We start from the raw sequence: 18,154 nt of genomic DNA, 5'->3' as shown, positions 1-18,154 counted from the left end.
TGAAGAGATTCAACTCGGCGTATACGGGGCGACGGTTGTGCGTTTGAAGCCGGCCCCGCGGTCGTCTGCTACTCAAGACGTCCACCACGATATTCATGTATCCAAGGCGACGGCTCAAGGAGTCGCCCCGTCGGTCGGCTTGGAACGTTGACGCTTTTCCTGGTTGCCCGATCACGTCGGCTCATGTGGAATGTCCGGCGCTTACGGTCATGATGACTCCGCCGCAATTCTTCGCCGGTCATCTGGGCGATCGTGCGCGGATGATGGCTTAAACGCCGATTTCCTGCGGCGTTAGAAGGACAATTCGTTCAATGCGGCACATTGGTGCTGGTACTGTACTCAAAATAGAGGTCCGCATAGACCGGCCCCAAGGGAACATGTCTGAAACGAGGAGCATCCAAATGTCGCAGGAACTTGACTATCTTAGCATCCGCGTCGCTGCGGGCCGGCTGAGCCGGCGTGAATTTCTCGGCCGTGCGACGGCGCTCGGCGTGAGCGCCGCCTTCGCCAACTCGCTACTTGCTGGCGCTGTGAAGGCGCAGGTGCCGCAAAGGGGCGGCATTCTGAAAGCCGGCCTCCAGGGCGGTGCGGCAACCGACAGCCTCGACCCAGGGGCCTTCTCAGCCTCCGTCGCGATTGCCTTCAGTAAATGTTGGGGCGAGTTGCTGATGGAACTGACCCCAGACGGTGGCGTCGAAAACCGTCTCGCCGAGGAGGTCGGTTCGTCCAAGGACGCCAAGACCTGGACGATGAAGATCCGCAAGGGTGTCGAGTTCCACAACGGCAAGACCGTTACAGCGCAAGATGTGGTGGCAACGCTTGAGCGTCACTCCGACGCAAAATCAAAATCCGGCGCGCTGGGCTTGCTAGGGACCATCGACACGATCAAGGCGAATGGCGACGAGGTCGTGGTGACGCTGAAGGGCGGCAATGCTGACTTCCCTTATATGATGACCGATTATCATCTCGTCATTCAGCCAAACGGGGGCAAGGACGATCCGGCCGCCGGCATCGGCGCCGGCCCCTACAAGGTCACGGTCAACGAGCCGGGCGTACGGCACGGCGGCGAAAGATTCAAGAACTACTGGCAGGGCGACAAGCGTGGCCATGCCGATCAGATCGAGATAACCGTCATCAACGACGCCACGGCGCGCATTTCGGCTCTGCGAAGCAATCAGGTCCACATGATCGACCGCGTAGAGCCGAAGGTCGTTGACCTGGTCAAGCGTATCCCCGGCGTGACCGTCCAGAACGTTTCGGGGCGCGGCTACTATTGCTTCAACATGTTCTGTGACACGCCTCCCTTCGCCAACGACGATCTCCGGATGGCGCTCAAGCTCGCCATCGACCGCGAGCAGATGCTTACCCAGATCCTGCGCGGCTATGGCTCAGTGGCCAACGATTTCCCAATCAACGCTTCGTACCCGCTGTTTTCTGACGACATCGAGCAGCGCACCTTTGATCCGGACAAAGCCAAGTTTCACTATCGGAAGTCGGGCCACAGCGGGCCGGTCCTGCTCAGGACCTCCGACGTTGCCTTCCCCGGCGCCGTCGACGCCGCCCAGCTCTACCAGCAGAGCTGCACCAAGGCCGGCATCACTATCGAGGTCAAGCGCGAGCCGAGCGACGGCTACTGGTCGGAGGTCTGGTTAAAGCAGCCGTTCGCGACTTCCTTCTGGACCGGTCGCGCGACGCAGGACCAGGCGTACTCAGTCGCCTATCTGTCGACGGCGGCGTGGAACGACACGCGCTTCGCTAACGAGAAGTTCGACAAGCTTCTCATCGAGGCGCGCGCGGAACTCGACCAGGACAAGCGCAAGAACCTCTATCGCGAGATGGCCATCATCGTTCGCGACGAGGGCGGCGTGATCGCACCGTTCTTCAACCAGTTCATCGACGCGACAGGGCCGGGCGTGAAGGGTTTCGTGAAGCATCCTGCGCGGGATTTTAGCAATGCCTCCGCATTGGCGGAATGCTGGCTCGAAGCCTGAACGGCGTGACTTACGGCCCGAGGCTGGTTGCCCAGCGCCACGCGCTGGGCAACCGGCATCAGGATGTTCGACATCAGGAGCACATGAAACGTGTCGACGCTCTCTCGACGCTGGCCACGTCGGCTTCATGGATCGGTTGATTGAGGATGTGGGCCTCATCCTTTAGCCACGGGCGGCTTCGAATCCGCTTGAGCTCAGCAGTCCGTCTTCAACCGACCAGCCACTGCGCCGCGCGGTGACGCGGCTCAAGTGGCCGGCACCTCGACACGCGGAGCCGCGTTTCCCGCGAGCCCAGCGGGGTGGGCTATCATCTCTTCATCGCGCGCGCTGCGGACGGCATATGACCACGGGCCTGCTATTCACCCGCAAAACGAGCGCCCTCCCCTTATCTGGCAGGCGAGCAGAATAAGTAAGCTGCCTTTGAAGCGCTACATGACGATGGACTTAATTGGATGTTGGCGAGGTTGAATTTGAACGTGACCAAGAATTGCGGGCGGTCATCTACGAAGGGTCGGATCACGTAGAGCACTGCTGAACACTCCCTATTCTGAGTGGCAAGGTCATGGGAGGGATCCTGCGCGAATGGCGGCCAAAACGCCGATTTCGTGCTCGGACAGATGGGCGATACATGAAAAGCGCCACATCGATGCTGGTACCAATGGTACTCTAAATAGAGGCCGCATCATCCGGCCCCAAGGGAACGCATATTACCGAGGAGCATCCAAATGTCGCAAGAACTCGACTATCTTAGCCTCCGCGTCGCTGCGGGCCGGTTGAGCCGGCGTGAATTTCTTGGCCGCGCAACGGCGCTCGGCGTCTCGGCGACGTTTGCGAATTCGCTCCTTACTAGCGTTGCGCGAGCGGAGGAGCCAGTACGCGGTGGTATCCTTAAGGGCGGCCTTTCTGGAGGTGGTGCGACCGACAGTCTCGATCCGGCGACCTTCTCGACTTTGTCGTCACGTTTCGGCGCTTGCTGGGGCGAGTATCTCGTGGCGATGGTGCCAGACGGCGGACTGGAGAACCGCATCGCTGAAAGCGTTGAGGCCAGCAAGGACGCCAAAACCTGGACGATGAAGATCCGCAAGGGCCTCGAGTTCCACAATGGCAAGGCGGTGACGGCGAAGGATGTGGCGGCGACTCTCGAGCGTCACTCTGACCCGAAATCGAAGTCCGGCGCGCTAGGCGTGCTGAAGAGCATCGACACCATAAAAGCGAATGGTGACGAAGTGGTCGTAACCTTGAAGGATGCCAATGCTGACTTCCCTTACCTTATGACCGACTATCATCTCATTATTCAGCCGAATGGGGGGAAGGACAATCCAGCCGAAGGCATCAGCGCTGGGCCATACAAGGCAAGCGTCAACGAGCCCGGCGTTCGGTACGGCGGCGAGCGTTTCGCCAATTTCTGGCAGCCAGATAAAATGGGTTTTGCCGACCAGATTGAGCTCCTCGCCATCAATGACGCGACGGCTCGTATCTCCGCGCTGCAGGCCGGCCAGGTGCATATAATTGACCAAGTCGAGCCCAAGGTCATCGATCTAGTGAAGCGGGCGCCCAACTTGAAGGTGGAGGCCGTCTCGGGTCCTGGCTACTATTGCTTCAACATGTTTTGTGACGCCCCGCCCTTCGACAACAACGATCTGAGGATGGCATTCAAGCTTGCGATCGACCGTCAGGAGATGCTCGATAAGATCCTACGCGGCTACGGCACGCTCGGCAACGACTTCCCGATCAACAACGCATACCGCCTGTTTCCCGAAGACATTCCCCAGCGCGAGTTCGATGCCGACCAAGCCAAGCATTATTACAAAAAATCCGGTCACAGCGGCCCGATCCTCCTTCGGGTCGCGAACGCCGGCTTCCCTGGAGCGGTCGATGCTGCACAGCTCTACCAGCAGAGCTGTGCCAAGGCCGGCATTGCCCTTGAGATCCAGCGCGTGCCAGACGACGGCTTCTGGTCGGAGGTCTGGAACAAGCAACCCTTCTGCAATACTTACTGGTCAGGCCGAGCGACACAGGACCAGATGTACTCGACCACGTATCTCTCAACGGCGGTATGGAACGACACCCATTTCTCTAACGAGAAGTTCGATAAGCTTCTCATCGAAGCGCGCGCTGAACTCGATCAGGACAAGCGGAAAAATCTCTATCGCGAGATGGCCATCATTGTTCGCGATGAGGGAGGCGTGATCGTGCCAATGTTCAACCAGGCAGTCGACGCTATTTCCGACAAGGTTGGCGGCTATGTCGCTTGGCACGACGCTCTGATGAACAGCTTGGCTTTTGCCAAATGCTGGCTAAAGGCCTAGTTCGTCGACGCCGTTAACCTTCAGCTCGGACGCTACCCGGCCACTCTCTGGTTGGTTAGGCATTGTTCGCATGATCCGACAGGGACAGCTTATCAGATCTTGTTGGTGGCGCGATGTAGGTGACCCCGTTGTTGCGCCCGAGATAAGCGCGCCAACTACCCTCACGCCGAGGGCCGCTGGCCTACGCGTCCTGGGTGCGAATGCAGCGTGACGGGCGCCTACCAGCCTGGCCTGGCCGGTTCGCGCTCATTTGGTTGGCCGCCTTGTCGGCCTTAGTGAACAGTAGTGAGGAACGTCTCATGTCACTTAAACTCGACTATCTCAACCGCCGCAGCTTTGGCGGCGAGTACACCAATCCGATGAATGACCGCGCGCTGGCCAAATGCTGGCTGGCGGCGTAATGCGGTTTTCGGCGATGTCCCCCATTGTAAGACTAATCACCCAGCGCATCGCGCTTGGAATCCTGCTCCTTTTCCTTGTCTCGATCCTAATCTTTGCCGGCACGCAAATCCTGCCAGGCGATGTCTCGCAAGCCATTCTCGGACAGTCCGCAACCCCGGAAGCACTCGCCAATCTGCGCGCCGAGCTGGGCCTTAACGACCCGGCGTATATCCGCTATTTCCGCTGGTTGGGCGGTGTGCTGACTGGCGATCTCGGCACCGCGCTCACTTCGCGACAGGAGATTACCGCGACGTTGCTGCCCCGGCTGTGGAATACACTCTTCCTGGCGTTCTGCGCGGCGACTGTGGCTGTCCCGCTCGCCATCATCCTCGGGCTGCTGGCGGTGCGCTATCGCAACGGCGCTATCGACAAGCTGATCTCCGGCTTCGCGCTTACCTCAACCTCGCTTCCCGAATTCTTCATCGGTTACCTCCTGGTCTATTTCTTTGCCGTGAAGCTGCAGTGGCTTCCAGGTATCTCCACTGTCTACGTTGGCATGCCGTTTCTGGAACGCATGAAGGCCATCGCCCTCCCGGCGACGGTACTAACGCTCGTCGTGCTCGCCCATATGATGCGTATGACGCGCGCTGCGATCCTGAACGTGATGCAGTCGGCCTATATAGAGACGGCCGAGCTCAAGGGGCTGCGGCAGATCGAGATTATCCGCCGCCATGCATTCCCGAACGCCATCGCGCCGGTAATCAATGTGGTGATGCTCAACCTGGCCTTCCTGATCGTCGGCGTTGTCGTCGTCGAGGTGATCTTCGTTTATCCCGGCATGGGGCAGTATCTTGTCGACCATGTCTCAAAGCGCGATGTCCCGGTCGTGCAAGCCGTCGGCCTGATCTTCGCGGCCGTTTATATCGGCCTGAACATCATCGCTGACGTCGCCGCAATCATCGCCAACCCGCGGCTGAGGCATCCCAAATGAGCGTCTCGTCAGCCCCAGTCGCCAAAGGCCGGCGGCGCATACCCATCGGTGCCGCGATCGGCCTGTTCTTCACCGGATTGTTGCTCTTCGCCGCGATTTTCGCGCCACTGATCGCACCGCATCCGCTGGGGGAGATCGTCGGCGACGTTTGGATGCCCATGTCGGGCGAGCACTGGTTCGGCACCGACAATCTCGGTCGGGATCTGCTCTCGCGCATGATTTATGGCGCCCGCACGACGATCTTGATAGCAACGGCCGCTACCGCGCTTTCCTTTACGCTGGGGTCGATACTCGGCTTCACCGCAGCCGTCGTCGGTGGCTGGTTCGACATGACAATGTCGCGGTTCGTGGATCTGTTGATGTCGATCCCGACGCTGATCTTCGGTCTTGTCGTGCTGTCGGTGCTCCCATCCAACGTGGTGACACTGATATTAGTCATGGGTACACTGGACTCTACCCGCGTTTACCGGCTGTCACGCGCCGTCGCCGCCGACATCAATGCGATGGACTTCGTCGAGGCGGCCAAATTGCGAGGCGAAGGCCGTGCCTGGATCATCTTCCGCGAGATTCTGCCCAATGCGCTGTCGCCGCTAGTCTCCGAACTCGGCCTGCGCTTCATCTTCGCCGTGCTCTTCCTGTCTGCCTTGTCCTTCCTTGGCCTCGGTGTTCAGCCGCCACAAGCCGACTGGGGCGGAATGGTGAAAGAGAACAAAGATGGCATTGTTTTCGGTATTGCCGCTGCCCTTATCCCAGCCGGGGCAATCGCAGCACTCGCCATCTCAGTCAATCTCGTCGCGGATTGGATCCTGAATCGGACCACCTCACTCAGGGGAGGGCGCGGCAATGCCTAAGGCGGCAGTGAAACGACCTCATGTCGAAAGCGGTCCGTTGCTCGAAATTAGGAAACTGCGCATCGAAGCAACCTCCTATTCGCCGGGCGGCGATCCGCAGAATACCGTGATCGTCGACGATGTTTCGCTAAAGCTGGAGAAAGGCCGCGTCTTGGGCCTGATCGGCGAGTCCGGCGCCGGCAAATCGACTATCGGTCTGGCCTCGATGGGATATGGGCGAGGTGGCGTGCGCATCACCGGAGGCGAAATCCTTCTCAACGGGCGCAACATTCTGACAGGCGGCGTCCAGGCATTGCGCAAAGTGCGCGGCAACAAAGTCTGTTATGTCGCGCAGTCGGCAGCCGCAGCGTTCAACCCGGCGCTTCGTCTGATGGAGCAAGTCATAGAGTCCGCGTTGCTGCACCGTATCGCCACCCGAGCCGAGGCGGAGAGGCGCGCCATAGCACTGTTCAAAAAGCTCGGCCTCCCCAACCCGGAAACCATCGGCCGTCGTTACCCGCACCAGGTTTCGGGCGGTCAATTGCAGCGCGTCATGACAGCCATGGCGCTATGCTCCGAGCCCGACCTTATCGTCTTTGACGAGCCCACCACGGCGCTCGACGTGACGACACAGATCGATGTGCTCGCTGCAATAAAGGATGCGATCCGTGATACTGGCGTCGCGGCCCTTTATATTACGCATGACCTTTCGGTCGTTGCCCAAGTCTCGGACGAGATCATGGTGCTTCGCCACGGCAAAATGGTCGAGCATGGCGAGACGCGGCAGATCATCGAGGCACCGCGGACGGAGTACACCAAGGCGCTGGTGTCGGTACGTTCGATCGAGCATCAGGAAAAGAGGCCGGCAGCCTGTCCGGTGCTCGAGGTGAGGAATATCACCGCGGCTTACGGCGGTCATGTAAAGGTGCTGCAGGAAGTTTCAATCGAGGTCCATCCCGGTCAGACGCTGGCCGTGGTGGGCGAGTCCGGCTCGGGTAAGTCCACGCTTGCGCGCGCCATCACCGGTCTGCTGCCGCCCACATCCGGCATGATCACCTTTGCCGGCCGCACGCTCACGCCGAGGCTTGCGGAGCGCTCGACGGACGATCTGCGCGAACTGCAACTGATTTACCAAATGGCTGACGTGGCGATGAATCCGCGCCAGACAGTTGGCACCATTATCGGCCGTCCGCTCGAATTCTATTTCGGGATGCGCGGTCGTGAGCGCGATCATCGCGTGGCGGAACTGCTCGACGAGATCGAGATGGGCAAGGGTTTCGTCGATCGCTATCCTGCCGAACTCTCGGGCGGCCAGAAACAGCGCGTCTGTATCGCTCGCGCGCTCGCCGCCAGGCCGAAACTTATCATCTGCGACGAGGTGACCAGCGCTCTCGACCCGCTCGTGGCTGATGGCATCCTCAAGCTGCTGCTGCGTCTGCAGAAGATCGAGGACGTAGCGTATCTGTTCATAACCCACGATCTCGCGACGGTAAAGGCGATCGCCGATTCCATCGCAGTGATGTATCAAGGAAGGGTCGTGCGCTATGGCTTCAAGACCGAAGTGCTCACCCCGCCCTTCGACGCATATACTGACCTTCTGCTCTCTTCAGTTCCCGAGATGGAGCTTGGCTGGCTGGAAAGCGCCATAAAGGGACGCCGCATGGCAAGCGGGGGGAACTGATCTCTGGCCGCACCATATTGGCGTTGAACGCACTCCGGCGTGTTGAGGAGAGGCCAGGTAGGCGGCGGGAATTCTCGACTTGGCAGCGAATTCCAGGCAGGTCACCCGACTGGGGCAGGCAAGAGCGCCTGCCGGCGCACGCTGATCGGGGTGAATCCCCAGCTCGCTACCCAAGCTCCCAAATCGACCAAAGACGTAACGCGACGCTTTTTTCCTCTCTGGCTTTCCCAAATGCAGCCCACTGAGATGGACGATTTAACTTCCGAACGATGGTGAAGCCCGAATGCGAGAACGTCGTCCCGTGTGTCCGTGGCGGAGACGCGCCCGGCCGTAGGAAAACACCGATCTACTGCATCAATAACGTATGGTCGAAGTACGAACGCATAGTAGCAGCAGTCGAGGCGGTCACTCCGCTGCGTAAATGCCAGCTGACGCGAGCAGCTTCTTGTGGAGAGCCAAATATGACTTGTTGCGAGCACCATATGTCGAAACCTTTAGAACCCCGTTATGAAGTGGTTCTACAAACTGGGTTGCGAGTTCCTATGCGCGACGGCGTGGAACTTGCGACGGATGTCTACCGCCCTCTCGGGTACACGGGCAAACTCGCTTCGATTTTGATCCGAACGAAGTACGGCAAGGCCGCATATCGTCTGCCCGAACCCACACGCCCTGTAGCCATGATGTTCGCGGCTCAGGGTTACGCCGTGGTTGTGCAGGAACTTCGTGGGCTCTTTGATTCTGGCGGTCATTTCGCGCTCCTCGAGCATGACGCGAAGGACGGCTACGATACTCTCTCCTGGATCGCCTCCCAGCCATGGTCGGCGGGGCGGGTCGGCACGTACGGATGCTCCGCGCTCGGAATCACCCAGGTGCTTACCGCTCAGCTATGCCATCCCGCTCATCGCTGTGCGATCATAGAGGGGGCGGGCGGCGCGCTATCTGGCGATCGACAGCGACTGGGGGATTTGCGCCTTTGCGGGTCGCGTCTTGGCGGCGCGCTAGAGTTGAGCATGTGGGTACCCCACTTCCATCAGAGCCATGGCAAGGATCGTTCCCGGCCGCAAGCGAAGGCCGACGAAGAGTACCAGCGCGCATTCGCAACGCTGCCGATCATCGACATCCTCAAGATCATCGGGTCACCGCCCACGGATTGGGAGGACTGGGTTTCACGGGACCCTGGGGATCCCTGGTTCGACAGGTTTGGTTTCCTTCGCGAGGACTCGGCAATTGACCTCCCAGCCCTATTTGTGAACTCGTGGTATGACGTCGGTGCCGCCGACGCACTCTACACGCGGCGCCTCTTCAGCGCTCGGGGGACGAGCGCTGCGGCTCGTGATCACCAGCACATCATTCTCTCGCCAGCCACCCACTGCAAGACCGCGACACTTGAGGCCCCGACAGTCATCGGTGAGCGTGAGTTGGGCGATGCACGCTTGGATTGCTGGCAAATCTACCTGGACTGGTTCGACGGTTGGCTGAAGGAAATGCCCAACCGCATCGAGGCGATGCCCCGCGTCCGATACTATGTCATGGGTCGCAACGAGTGGCGTGCGGCTTCAGAATGGCCACCTGCCGGTGTGGAACTACAGCGTTGGTTCTTGCGAAGCGGTGGAAATTCCAACACTCGCCTCGGCGATGGCGCACTTGAACTCAACCCACCTGCCGAGGACGAGCCAGCCGATAGTTTTGTCTATGACCCTGGCAATCCGGTGCCGTTTTTGGGGGTTCATGGCGGAAACTCAAGGGGGACGACGATGGGCCCTCGTGACTATCAGGAAGTAGAACTCCGCCAGGACGTTCTGTGTTTTACGTCTGACCTCCTTGAAGAGGGAGTTGAAGTCAGCGGTTTTGTCAAAGCCGTCCTTTTCGTCTCATCTTCCGCCCCGGATACAGACTTTGTGGCCAGACTACTTGACGTGCATCCGGACGGGCGTGCCGTTGACGTCGTCGACGGGATACTGCGCGTTCGGTTTCGCGAAGGCTTCGACCGGTCAGTTCTGATGGAGCCGGGCAACGTCTACCAAGTACAGGTTGACCTGGATGCCACGAGCAACTGGTTCCCGCCCGGTCATCGAATTCGGCTCGAGATATCCAGCTCCTCGTTTCCTCGCTTCGATCGAAATCTGAATACGGGCGGCAACAATTGGGACGAAACGAAGTGGGAAGTCGCCCACAACAGCGTGCATCACTGCGAAGAGTTCCCCTCGTATGTTCTGCTGCCTATCGCGGCCGCCTGACCCTCGCGCTGTAGGGAATCGAACTCCGCTGAGAGTCTTCTAAGATGAGCGGTCGGACTGGCACTCACGCAACGGCGATTCGAAAGCCGTGCTCCTGGAACGAGGGTCGGTTGCAGTGGTGAACTGACATTCTGCTTTGCTCGCGCCGGGTAGCCGGGACGCGCCGCTCGGCGGCGTGATGGTGCAATGTGAGCCGGCGCAATCAACAGCAGCAGTCTATTCGGCCGAAGCGCATTCGCCGGGAAATCATTGCTTCACGTTAATCAAGCCATGTAGGGCAGATCAGGCGCATAGCTCAGGATCATTGGCGTTGCTTGCGTCCTGCTCCCTACTCGCGAGCCTTCGGCTCGTCAAGGTCAGACATGTGGCCAGCCTTGACCCTTCCGTTTACCGTAGAGTGAGTGTCTCCGAGTCTGACGTGCGGCTGGAAGCTCGCCGCTGTAAGTCCATCTTTGCGGTGCCATTCAAATCCAAGCTCTCAAGCAGCCAGCCATAATCGGCTGCATAGCTCATTAGGGGCATTGGGGCAGAAAATAATTCGCCCTCTTTCGGCTGGCCTGTGCGCTGAGGTCGGATGCGGCGAGGGATGCACGGATGCACCAACAACCACCTACAGCTACATCACAAGGCGACTGCCCCCGCCATCAATCACTATTGTCGTGCCATTCAGGTATCTTGCTCGGTCACCGACGATGAATCCAACTAGCTCCGCGAGTTCGTCGGCAGTTCCGATACGCCCCAAGGGATTGGTATTGGCCACACGTTTGATAGCGGCATCTCGATTGAGACCTTCGTCGACCATCAACGCCTCAATTCTCTTGTGAACTCTGCCTGTGTCAAAATAACCAGGCGCGACAACGTTCACGCGAACGCCACTTCCCGCAAGTGTATCTGCGAGGTGCTTAGCTAATACTGCTATGCCGGCACGCATGACGTTCGACAGCAGTAGGTGACCTGTCGCCTCGTGCACGCCTCCCGAGGTAACATAGACGATATCGCCCCCACGACCAGACGCTTTCATCGCAGCGGCTGCCGCTCGCGACACCCTTACTGCACTCATGAGAAGCGTCTCGTAGGAATGATCCCAATCATCGTCGCTTAGGTCTTCGATAGTTCCGTGCGGCATATGACCGGAATTTACGACGAGGCAATCAATGCTCCCGAGGAGCTCCAAAGTGCGTTGCAACAACATGTCGACATCTGATCGCCGGGATAAGTCTGCAATTATGCCATGAGCGCCAGCGCATCCCTCAATTTTCTGTAGATCACCTACGGCTTGGTCTAATGCAGCCTTGTTACGACCACAGATAACGACTTCCGAGCGATTTTTAGCTAATCGTTTTGCGATGGCCAAGCCAAGACCCTTGCTACTGGCCATCACCAGAACTTTTCGACAATGATCATTCATAGCGATGATCCCTTCCCGATTGAGAGTGGTCGAGCCGGACCACGGCTCTCTCTCACGACGTGCCGCGTAAGCATCCGTGCTATCTCTGCAGTTTCGAATCTAATAACTGAGCATTATTTGTCTATATATCTGAACGCACATTTCAAGCTGATCCAATTCAATGAACTCATTGTTTGTGTGAGCGCGATCAATGCTTCCTGGTCCTAGCACAATGCAGGGAATGCCGGCCAAAGATAGCTGACTAGCATCCGTGCCGTACGGCACTCCAATGTACGTGCCCGTGCCGGCAATATCGGCACACGCCTGCGCTGCCACAGAAGCTATCTTGCTTGACTCGGCACTGTCCGGAGCAGGATCTTCAAGCGCGGGCAGTAATGATCGGACCTTGATGTCTTCGCGATCCCGCAAACCTTGCAGTATGTTCTCCACTTCTGCCAACGCCTGCTCTGGTCGCTCCCCTGGAACGAGGCGCCGATCCACCCAGATGCGGCACGATGGAGGAACCGTCGTCAATTCCAAGCCACCCTCAATCAGACTTATCGTCAAAGTGGGAGGGCTGACCAAAGGTTGGGTGCGCGAAGCGAGATTCTCGCCGTGTTCGTTGAGCGCCAATATCACCTTTGCCATGCCTGAGATTGCATTGACTCCTAGGTGCGGCTTCGAAGTGTGAGCAGGGACACCCTGAACCTCGATTTGCCAGCGGACTGACCCTTTGTGGGCGACTACAAGCTCGAGCTCGGTTGGTTCGCCAACAACGGCGGCATCATACGACTTGCCGGAGAGAGCGATGGCGCGAGCGCCGATCTTGCGGTACTCTTCATCAATGCTAGCGGCAACGACAATTGTGGCATTCGGCTGACGGTCACCTAGGGTACTCAGGGCGATCATCATTGCAGAGAGGGAACCTTTTGTGTCGCAACTCCCCCTGCCGTAGAGTCGATTGTCCTTCAATTCGGGAGAAAATGGATCGGAAGCCCAATTATCAGTGGGCACCGTGTCCATATGGGCCACGAAAAGAAGGCGCCGACCAGGGTCTTTGCCTGAGATCCAGGTCAAGAAGTTCGAGCGCCCGTCGACAACGTGCTGGAGTTCATAAGGCAGGTTTCGGTCCCGGCAAAACCCTTCAAGATATTCGGCGACCCGCTGTTCTCCGCTGCCCCTGGGTGAAAGCGAAGGGTTGACGCTTTCAATTTTGACAAGGTCTTGAAGAAGCGCCACCGTATCCGCGCTTTGCGATGACATAAATTCTCCTATCCGGTTGTAATCTGGCGCAGCTAATTCGACCATTTCTTGACTATATCGATAACTTGGTCGACTTCTTCTTCACTGTTGTAAAGATGAAGCGAGAACCGAAGGAGCCCTCGTCGCGTTGATGCAACGACCTTGTTTTCCGCAAGATAGCTGTGCAGCGACGGTATGTAAGCGGCGACTTCTTGCGTTCCGCCGAGTGCAGCCATGTCGCCAATCGCCACAATACTCCCAGTGTGGTCGCCAGGAGGCCCGCCACAGACAGGCAGTCCGGCTTCTAGCAGCCCTGAAGCCAGTCGAGTTGCCAAAGATGTCACGTGCTTGTCGATTGCTTCGGTTCCGATCTCCAGCAGTTGCCCCAAGGATGCGTGCGCGGCAATCATGCCTGGGAAATTGTAATGCCCGATATCAAAACGAGGCGCTCCAGCCCGCAGCCTGGCGGCGTTGAGAATGGGAGCCGACTCTGGTGCGTTCCCGAGATCGACGCTAAAGCGAGCGAGGTAAGCTGGCTTTAGCTGATCTGCCCACTCCCGGCGGCAGTAGAGAAACCCCGATCCGTAGAGGCCCATCAATCCCTTCACAGTCGAGACGGCCAAACCATCTACTCCCAACCGGTTGACATCAGTATGGAGAATTCCGACCGACTGAGTCCCGTCCGCCAAAAGGAAGGCGCCATGACGCCTGCACGCCTCCGCGACGGGTTGCGTGACTGTCCGAAAACCAGGAACCATTGTTGCGGTCGAAAGCGCCACAACGCGAGTCCTGGAATTAAGGGCATTGACAATCGCATCTACGGGAATGGCACCATTATCCGGCTCCACCAATTTCAGATCAACATCATGTAGAGCTTTCACCTGGAGCCATGGCAGGATGTTGTTAGCATGCTCAAGTTGAGGGCATAAGACAACGCTGTCGCCGGCTCGCCAGTCAATCGCGTTGGCGATTATGTTGATACTCTCTGACGCGTTTTTTGTGATGGCAATTTCATCTTTATCCGCACCAACAAATCTAGCAAATCTGGCGCGTGTCTTCTCGATGGCCGCCAATTGGCTAAGCTCATCGTTTATCCCGTGCAATCTGTTATTCAGATGATCCTCGAACGACATTCTTGTGGTACGAGATATCAATCCTTGGTTGGCAACATCCATGTAAATAAAGTCTTGCGTCGCTGGGAAATCGTCCCTGATGCTGTCTAATGGAAGGAGACTGCCGTTCATAATCATGGAGCTCGTCAATTGCGGTTTACCTTGGTCCAAACGCCGCGGACAGACTCCAGGCGCGAACGCGGCTGGCGGCAGCGGGGAACTAGCTTCGTCTGTGCAGGATTGATCATATCCGTCAGACCATGGGAAATTCCCCCTATTTCTCACCCATGTTGAGGATTTTCTGCATAGATGCGAATTGCGTGCAGACTTTCGAGCCGGGAGGGGGCAGCCAATCGTGCGCGCAGGCACTTTGCATCGGGAGGCCCGCGACGTCAGCGCCTCGGACAGGGGACCCGACGTCAGCGGTGACGGCAGCCGCATTCTTACCCGATCACAAGCCTGCCATCTCAACTGGCAGAACACTCCGACGGCCCGCACGCGCGCCGAGGCTGCCGGAAGTGAAGTGATCTAAGCCGGCGAAGTCCAGGCTCCTGACGCGGGCACAACCTTCGCGCAGATTTCGCCCGACCCGCCGCCATTTTCCAGAGGTTTGGATTGTTGGGATGGCTGTCGATGGAACAGCAATGTAGACGAGGACGGAGGCTTTTGAGCATCAAGGCCAGCTCAACGCAGGTTTCCTGCGCGAACTTGGAAACGACGGCAACGTTATGCGCAGGTCAGGTGCTACGATACACCGTCCAGCGCGTGGCGCGCCTCTTTGTTTCGAAGGGCTCCTATGAAAGTTTCCGGAATAGACACCATAAAGGTAGAAAAAGACCTGGCTTTTACTATCCAGGAATATCAAAGAAGGCTCAAGGCGGTCCGCGAAGGCATTGCAGCCCGCGATCTGGACATCCTCGTGGTGACCATCCCCGAGAACATGCTTTACCTAAGCGGTTACAACACGCTCGGTTATGCCTCCGCCCAGTATCTGCTTATCCCGCTGGAAGGGGAGCCCCTGCATATCACCCGCGGCATTGAAGAAGTGAATGTCCGGGTCTATTCGTGGATAGATAACAGTACCAGCTACATGGACCACGAGGCCCCGCTCGAGCTGCTCGCGGAAACCCTGCGTAACCTGGGGTTTGCCAAGGCGAAGGTAGGGTTTGAGAAAAAGTCCTGGTTCTTCTCGATCGCCGATTATGAAGCGCTCAAGAGTCTTCTCCCCGATGTGCGCTTCGAAGATGGCTCGATAATTGTCGAGACCGTCCGCGTCATTAAATCCGATGCTGAAATACACTATATCCGGCAGGCGGCTCGGATTGCTGAGGCCGGCATCGAAGCAGGTATCAACCAGATAAGGGCCGGCGTGAACGAGAATGAAATCGCCGCCGAAATCCAGCGCGTGGTCACGCTCAAGGGAAGTGAATACCCCGGCTACCCGCCGTTTGTGACTTCAGGCGTGCGCACGAGCTATGCGCACGGCACGTGGTCGGGCCGGCAGATTCAGGCGGGTGATCCTGTCTTCCTGGAACTGTCCGGCACCGTTCGACGCTATAGCGCCGCGATCATGCGGGCTTCCGTGGTCAGTCCATCCAACCGTGAACTCGAGAAAATGGAGGACGTGTCACGAAGGGCGCTGGAAAACATGCTCGACGGCATACGTCCTGATCGCCCTCTCGGTGAGGTGTGGAGTATCTGGTCGGAGACCGTCAACGATGGAGGCTACGAGGGTCGTTTCAAGCGCACAGGGTATTCCATCGGCATCAGCTACCCGCCGGATTGGGGCGAAGGCCACATCCTGTCGTTTAAGCGAGGGGAAACGCGGATCCTCAAGCCGAATATGGTGTTCCATATCCCCTCGATGGTCAAGGCTTTCGGCTTTGCGGACGTCGGCACCAGCGAGACTGTTCGAGTAACCGAAACTGGCTGCGAGATTTTGACGAACTACAAACGTCAGCTTTACGTCCGCTAAAACAGACGCAGGCTTCTGATGATACCGGGCTGGGCCAATCGAGAACAACTTGGGGGTGTTCCGATCGCGGCCCGGTTCGCTGCCAGGCCAGTAGACGCGCAATGTTAACGCACCTGCAAACGCTGTTTCGTCCAACACAGCAGCAGCTGGCGAACATGGGCGTGATCCCAATAGGTGCTTATGTCGATCGGCTCTCCATTGCCCAAGTGAAACCTTTTTCACGAGCGGTGTCGGGTTGATCAAAGTATAGGCCTGATGAGTGCTGAATTTCAGAAAATTGGCCATCTGCCGCCAGTTTGTGATGGCATTGGCCGAAGTCAAGGAGCATTTCGATGTCTCAGGAAGTCGAAGATCTCAACCGCCGCGTTGCCGGCACCTCGCAGTCCGATCCCGAGTTATGGCGGCCCGATCCGACGCTGGGTGCGCCGATCATCCCACCCGACGAGTGGTCTTTTTGGCCTTATAGCAAGTGGACATACTCGCACGTAAGCGAATCTACGCGAACCGCCCGGGTTTGGCGCGGGCCAGGACCGGTCCTGCCGCTTCCAAGTCGGACCAGGGGGGATATCGGTGACATCGAAGTTTCGTCGAGCGACGGCCAGCACGCCACGATCCGCGAATACCTCGAGAGGGACTATACTGACGGGTTTCTGGTTTTGCACCAGGGCGAGATCGTGTTCGAAACATACATGAATGGTATGGAACCGCATTCTCAGCACATCGCCAGATCGGGTTCCAAGTCCATCACCGGGACGGTGTTCGGAATTCTTGTGCACCGTGGGCTTATCGACCCTGAAAGTCTGGTAACACGGTATCTGCCGGAACTACAGGCCACCGCCTACCGCGGCGCCACGGTGCAGCACTTGCTGGACATGACTGCGGGCGCCACTCTCAAGGGATTGTGGTACGTGCCAAACAACGATTACTTTAATTACGTTGTAGCCACAGGATACTTCGGCCACCCGGAGGGACATCCTGCCGCTCCTCCCGATATATGGCAGGCCATTCTGCGGATAACCGAGCAGGAGGCGCCGCACGGCGCGCGGTTCAAGTACTTTGACCCCAACATCGACGTGCTGGGGCTAATCATGCAGCGCGTATCCGGCAAGTTTCTCCCGGAACTGTACAGCAGCGAATTGTGGAGTCCGATGGGGGCGGAGGAAGACGCCTGCCAAATCGTAGACAAGTCTCGTTTTTCAATGTCGTCCGGTGGATTTCAAGCCACACTCCGTGATTTCGCGCGCTTCGCGCTGCTGCATCTGCGCGGCGGCAGGCTCAACGGCAGGCAGATCGTTCCATCTGAATGGATCGAGGCGATAAGACGCCCTAAGTCTCATCTATTCGACTTGTTCGCACCGAACGGTTCTTATGCCGATGCCAGTTCAGACCTGCCCAATGGCGCTTATCACAATACGTTCTGGATTGAAGACCAAGAGAGAGGCGCCTACATCGCGTGGGGGTATGGTGGCCAGGTGATCTATATTGATCCTCAAGCAGACTTCGCGGCGGTGAAGCTCTCACACCAGCCTGGCCAATCACCGGTGAAGCGGGCACAGTGGCCTGACCAAGTTTACCAGGCCCCCAAAGCCCTTCCCTTTGATGCGTTCGGGGCGATTCGCGCCATCCGAGATGCGCTGGAAAGTTAAGAAACCGGTGCGAGATCGTAGCGGTTCGGCGATGCAAGACCGCCGGAGGGGCAGGGTCGGGTTACGCACGAAGGTAAGCTGATTTTTGCGATCGAGATCGAGCGCGGCCTGGATTGGTTGTGATAGCCGATGTTGCTGCCGAACTCCAGACCGGCGCAGTCAACCGGCTGTCACGCGCCGTCCCGCCGACATCAATACGATCGACTTTGTCGAGGCGGCCACAATGCGGGGCGAAGGCCGCGGCTGGATCATCTTCTGCGAGGTTCAGCGGAATGTCTCTCGCCGCTACTCTCGGAACTCGGCCTTCGCTTCATCTTCGCCGTGCTCTTCCTTCTGACCCGTCCTTTCGTATCCTCACGGTGAGGTACAGTG

The 18,154-nt window shown here is 58.1% G+C and carries 12 protein-coding genes and 1 pseudogene; 10 read left to right on the top strand and 3 right to left on the bottom strand.

Going from position 1 to position 18,154, the window contains the following annotated elements; genetic code table 11:
- The first annotated feature begins 401 nt into the window (after positions 1–401).
- From EOB59_RS10520 to EOB59_RS10490, 7 genes are all read left to right on the top strand, one after another.
- Positions 402–1,991: an ABC transporter substrate-binding protein gene (locus tag EOB59_RS10520; RefSeq protein WP_128288326.1), complete on the top strand. Its 1,590-nt coding sequence runs from the start codon at positions 402–404 to the stop codon at positions 1,989–1,991.
- A 725-nt stretch (positions 1,992–2,716) separates the two neighbouring features.
- Positions 2,717–4,300, top strand: coding sequence for an ABC transporter substrate-binding protein (locus tag EOB59_RS10510; protein WP_128288325.1), 1,584 nt, complete (start codon positions 2,717–2,719; stop codon positions 4,298–4,300).
- 299 nt (positions 4,301–4,599) lie between these two features.
- Positions 4,600–4,701, top strand: coding sequence for a DUF1302 domain-containing protein (locus EOB59_RS37180; protein WP_164895624.1), 102 nt, complete (start codon positions 4,600–4,602; stop codon positions 4,699–4,701).
- Between the two features lie 14 nt (positions 4,702–4,715).
- A complete protein-coding gene (locus EOB59_RS10505) occupies positions 4,716–5,672 on the top strand; it encodes an ABC transporter permease (RefSeq protein WP_128288324.1) in 957 nt (318 codons plus the stop codon).
- Positions 5,669–6,523, top strand: a complete 855-nt coding sequence (locus EOB59_RS10500; protein ID WP_128288323.1) for an ABC transporter permease — start codon at positions 5,669–5,671, stop codon at positions 6,521–6,523. Before EOB59_RS10505 ends, EOB59_RS10500 begins: the two co-directional genes overlap by 4 nt.
- Entirely contained in the window at positions 6,516–8,183 is a 1,668-nt protein-coding gene (locus EOB59_RS10495; RefSeq protein WP_128288322.1) for an ABC transporter ATP-binding protein, read from the top strand. The genes EOB59_RS10500 and EOB59_RS10495 overlap by 8 nt, the downstream gene beginning before the upstream one ends.
- A gap of 542 nt (positions 8,184–8,725) precedes the next feature.
- Positions 8,726–10,420, top strand: coding sequence for a CocE/NonD family hydrolase (locus EOB59_RS10490; protein WP_164895623.1), 1,695 nt, complete (start codon positions 8,726–8,728; stop codon positions 10,418–10,420).
- A gap of 616 nt (positions 10,421–11,036) precedes the next feature.
- On the opposite strand, the gene EOB59_RS10485 is transcribed toward EOB59_RS10490, so the two are convergent.
- From EOB59_RS10485 to EOB59_RS10475, 3 genes are all read right to left on the bottom strand, one after another.
- Positions 11,037–11,828, bottom strand: a complete 792-nt coding sequence (locus EOB59_RS10485; RefSeq protein WP_128288320.1) for an SDR family oxidoreductase — start codon at positions 11,826–11,828, stop codon at positions 11,037–11,039.
- Between the two features lie 99 nt (positions 11,829–11,927).
- Positions 11,928–13,070 carry a M20 family metallopeptidase gene (locus EOB59_RS10480; RefSeq protein WP_095489429.1) on the bottom strand — a complete coding sequence of 381 codons (1,143 nt, stop codon included), beginning with the start codon at positions 13,068–13,070 and terminating at the stop codon, positions 11,928–11,930.
- Between the two features lie 32 nt (positions 13,071–13,102).
- Complete coding sequence (locus EOB59_RS10475) at positions 13,103–14,293, bottom strand: aminotransferase class V-fold PLP-dependent enzyme (RefSeq protein WP_245486584.1); 1,191 nt, start codon at positions 14,291–14,293, stop codon at positions 13,103–13,105.
- A 664-nt stretch (positions 14,294–14,957) separates the two neighbouring features.
- Here EOB59_RS10475 and EOB59_RS10470 point away from each other — a divergent pair.
- From EOB59_RS10470 to EOB59_RS36125, 3 genes and pseudogenes are all read left to right on the top strand, one after another.
- Positions 14,958–16,136, top strand: a complete 1,179-nt coding sequence (locus EOB59_RS10470) for a Xaa-Pro peptidase family protein (protein WP_128288318.1) — start codon at positions 14,958–14,960, stop codon at positions 16,134–16,136.
- A 332-nt stretch (positions 16,137–16,468) separates the two neighbouring features.
- Complete coding sequence (locus EOB59_RS10465) at positions 16,469–17,782, top strand: serine hydrolase (RefSeq protein WP_128288317.1); 1,314 nt, start codon at positions 16,469–16,471, stop codon at positions 17,780–17,782.
- Between the two features lie 158 nt (positions 17,783–17,940).
- Positions 17,941–18,133: pseudogene (locus EOB59_RS36125) on the top strand (ABC transporter permease); the annotation flags it as partial.
- Between the last annotated feature and the right edge of the window lie 21 nt (positions 18,134–18,154).

This window comes from Mesorhizobium sp. M7A.F.Ca.MR.176.00.0.0, from assembly GCF_004023165.1.
Lineage (GTDB): Bacteria > Pseudomonadota > Alphaproteobacteria > Rhizobiales > Rhizobiaceae > Mesorhizobium.
Note: the sequence above shows the minus strand (reverse complement) of the source record. Positions and strands in the feature narration are given on the sequence as shown.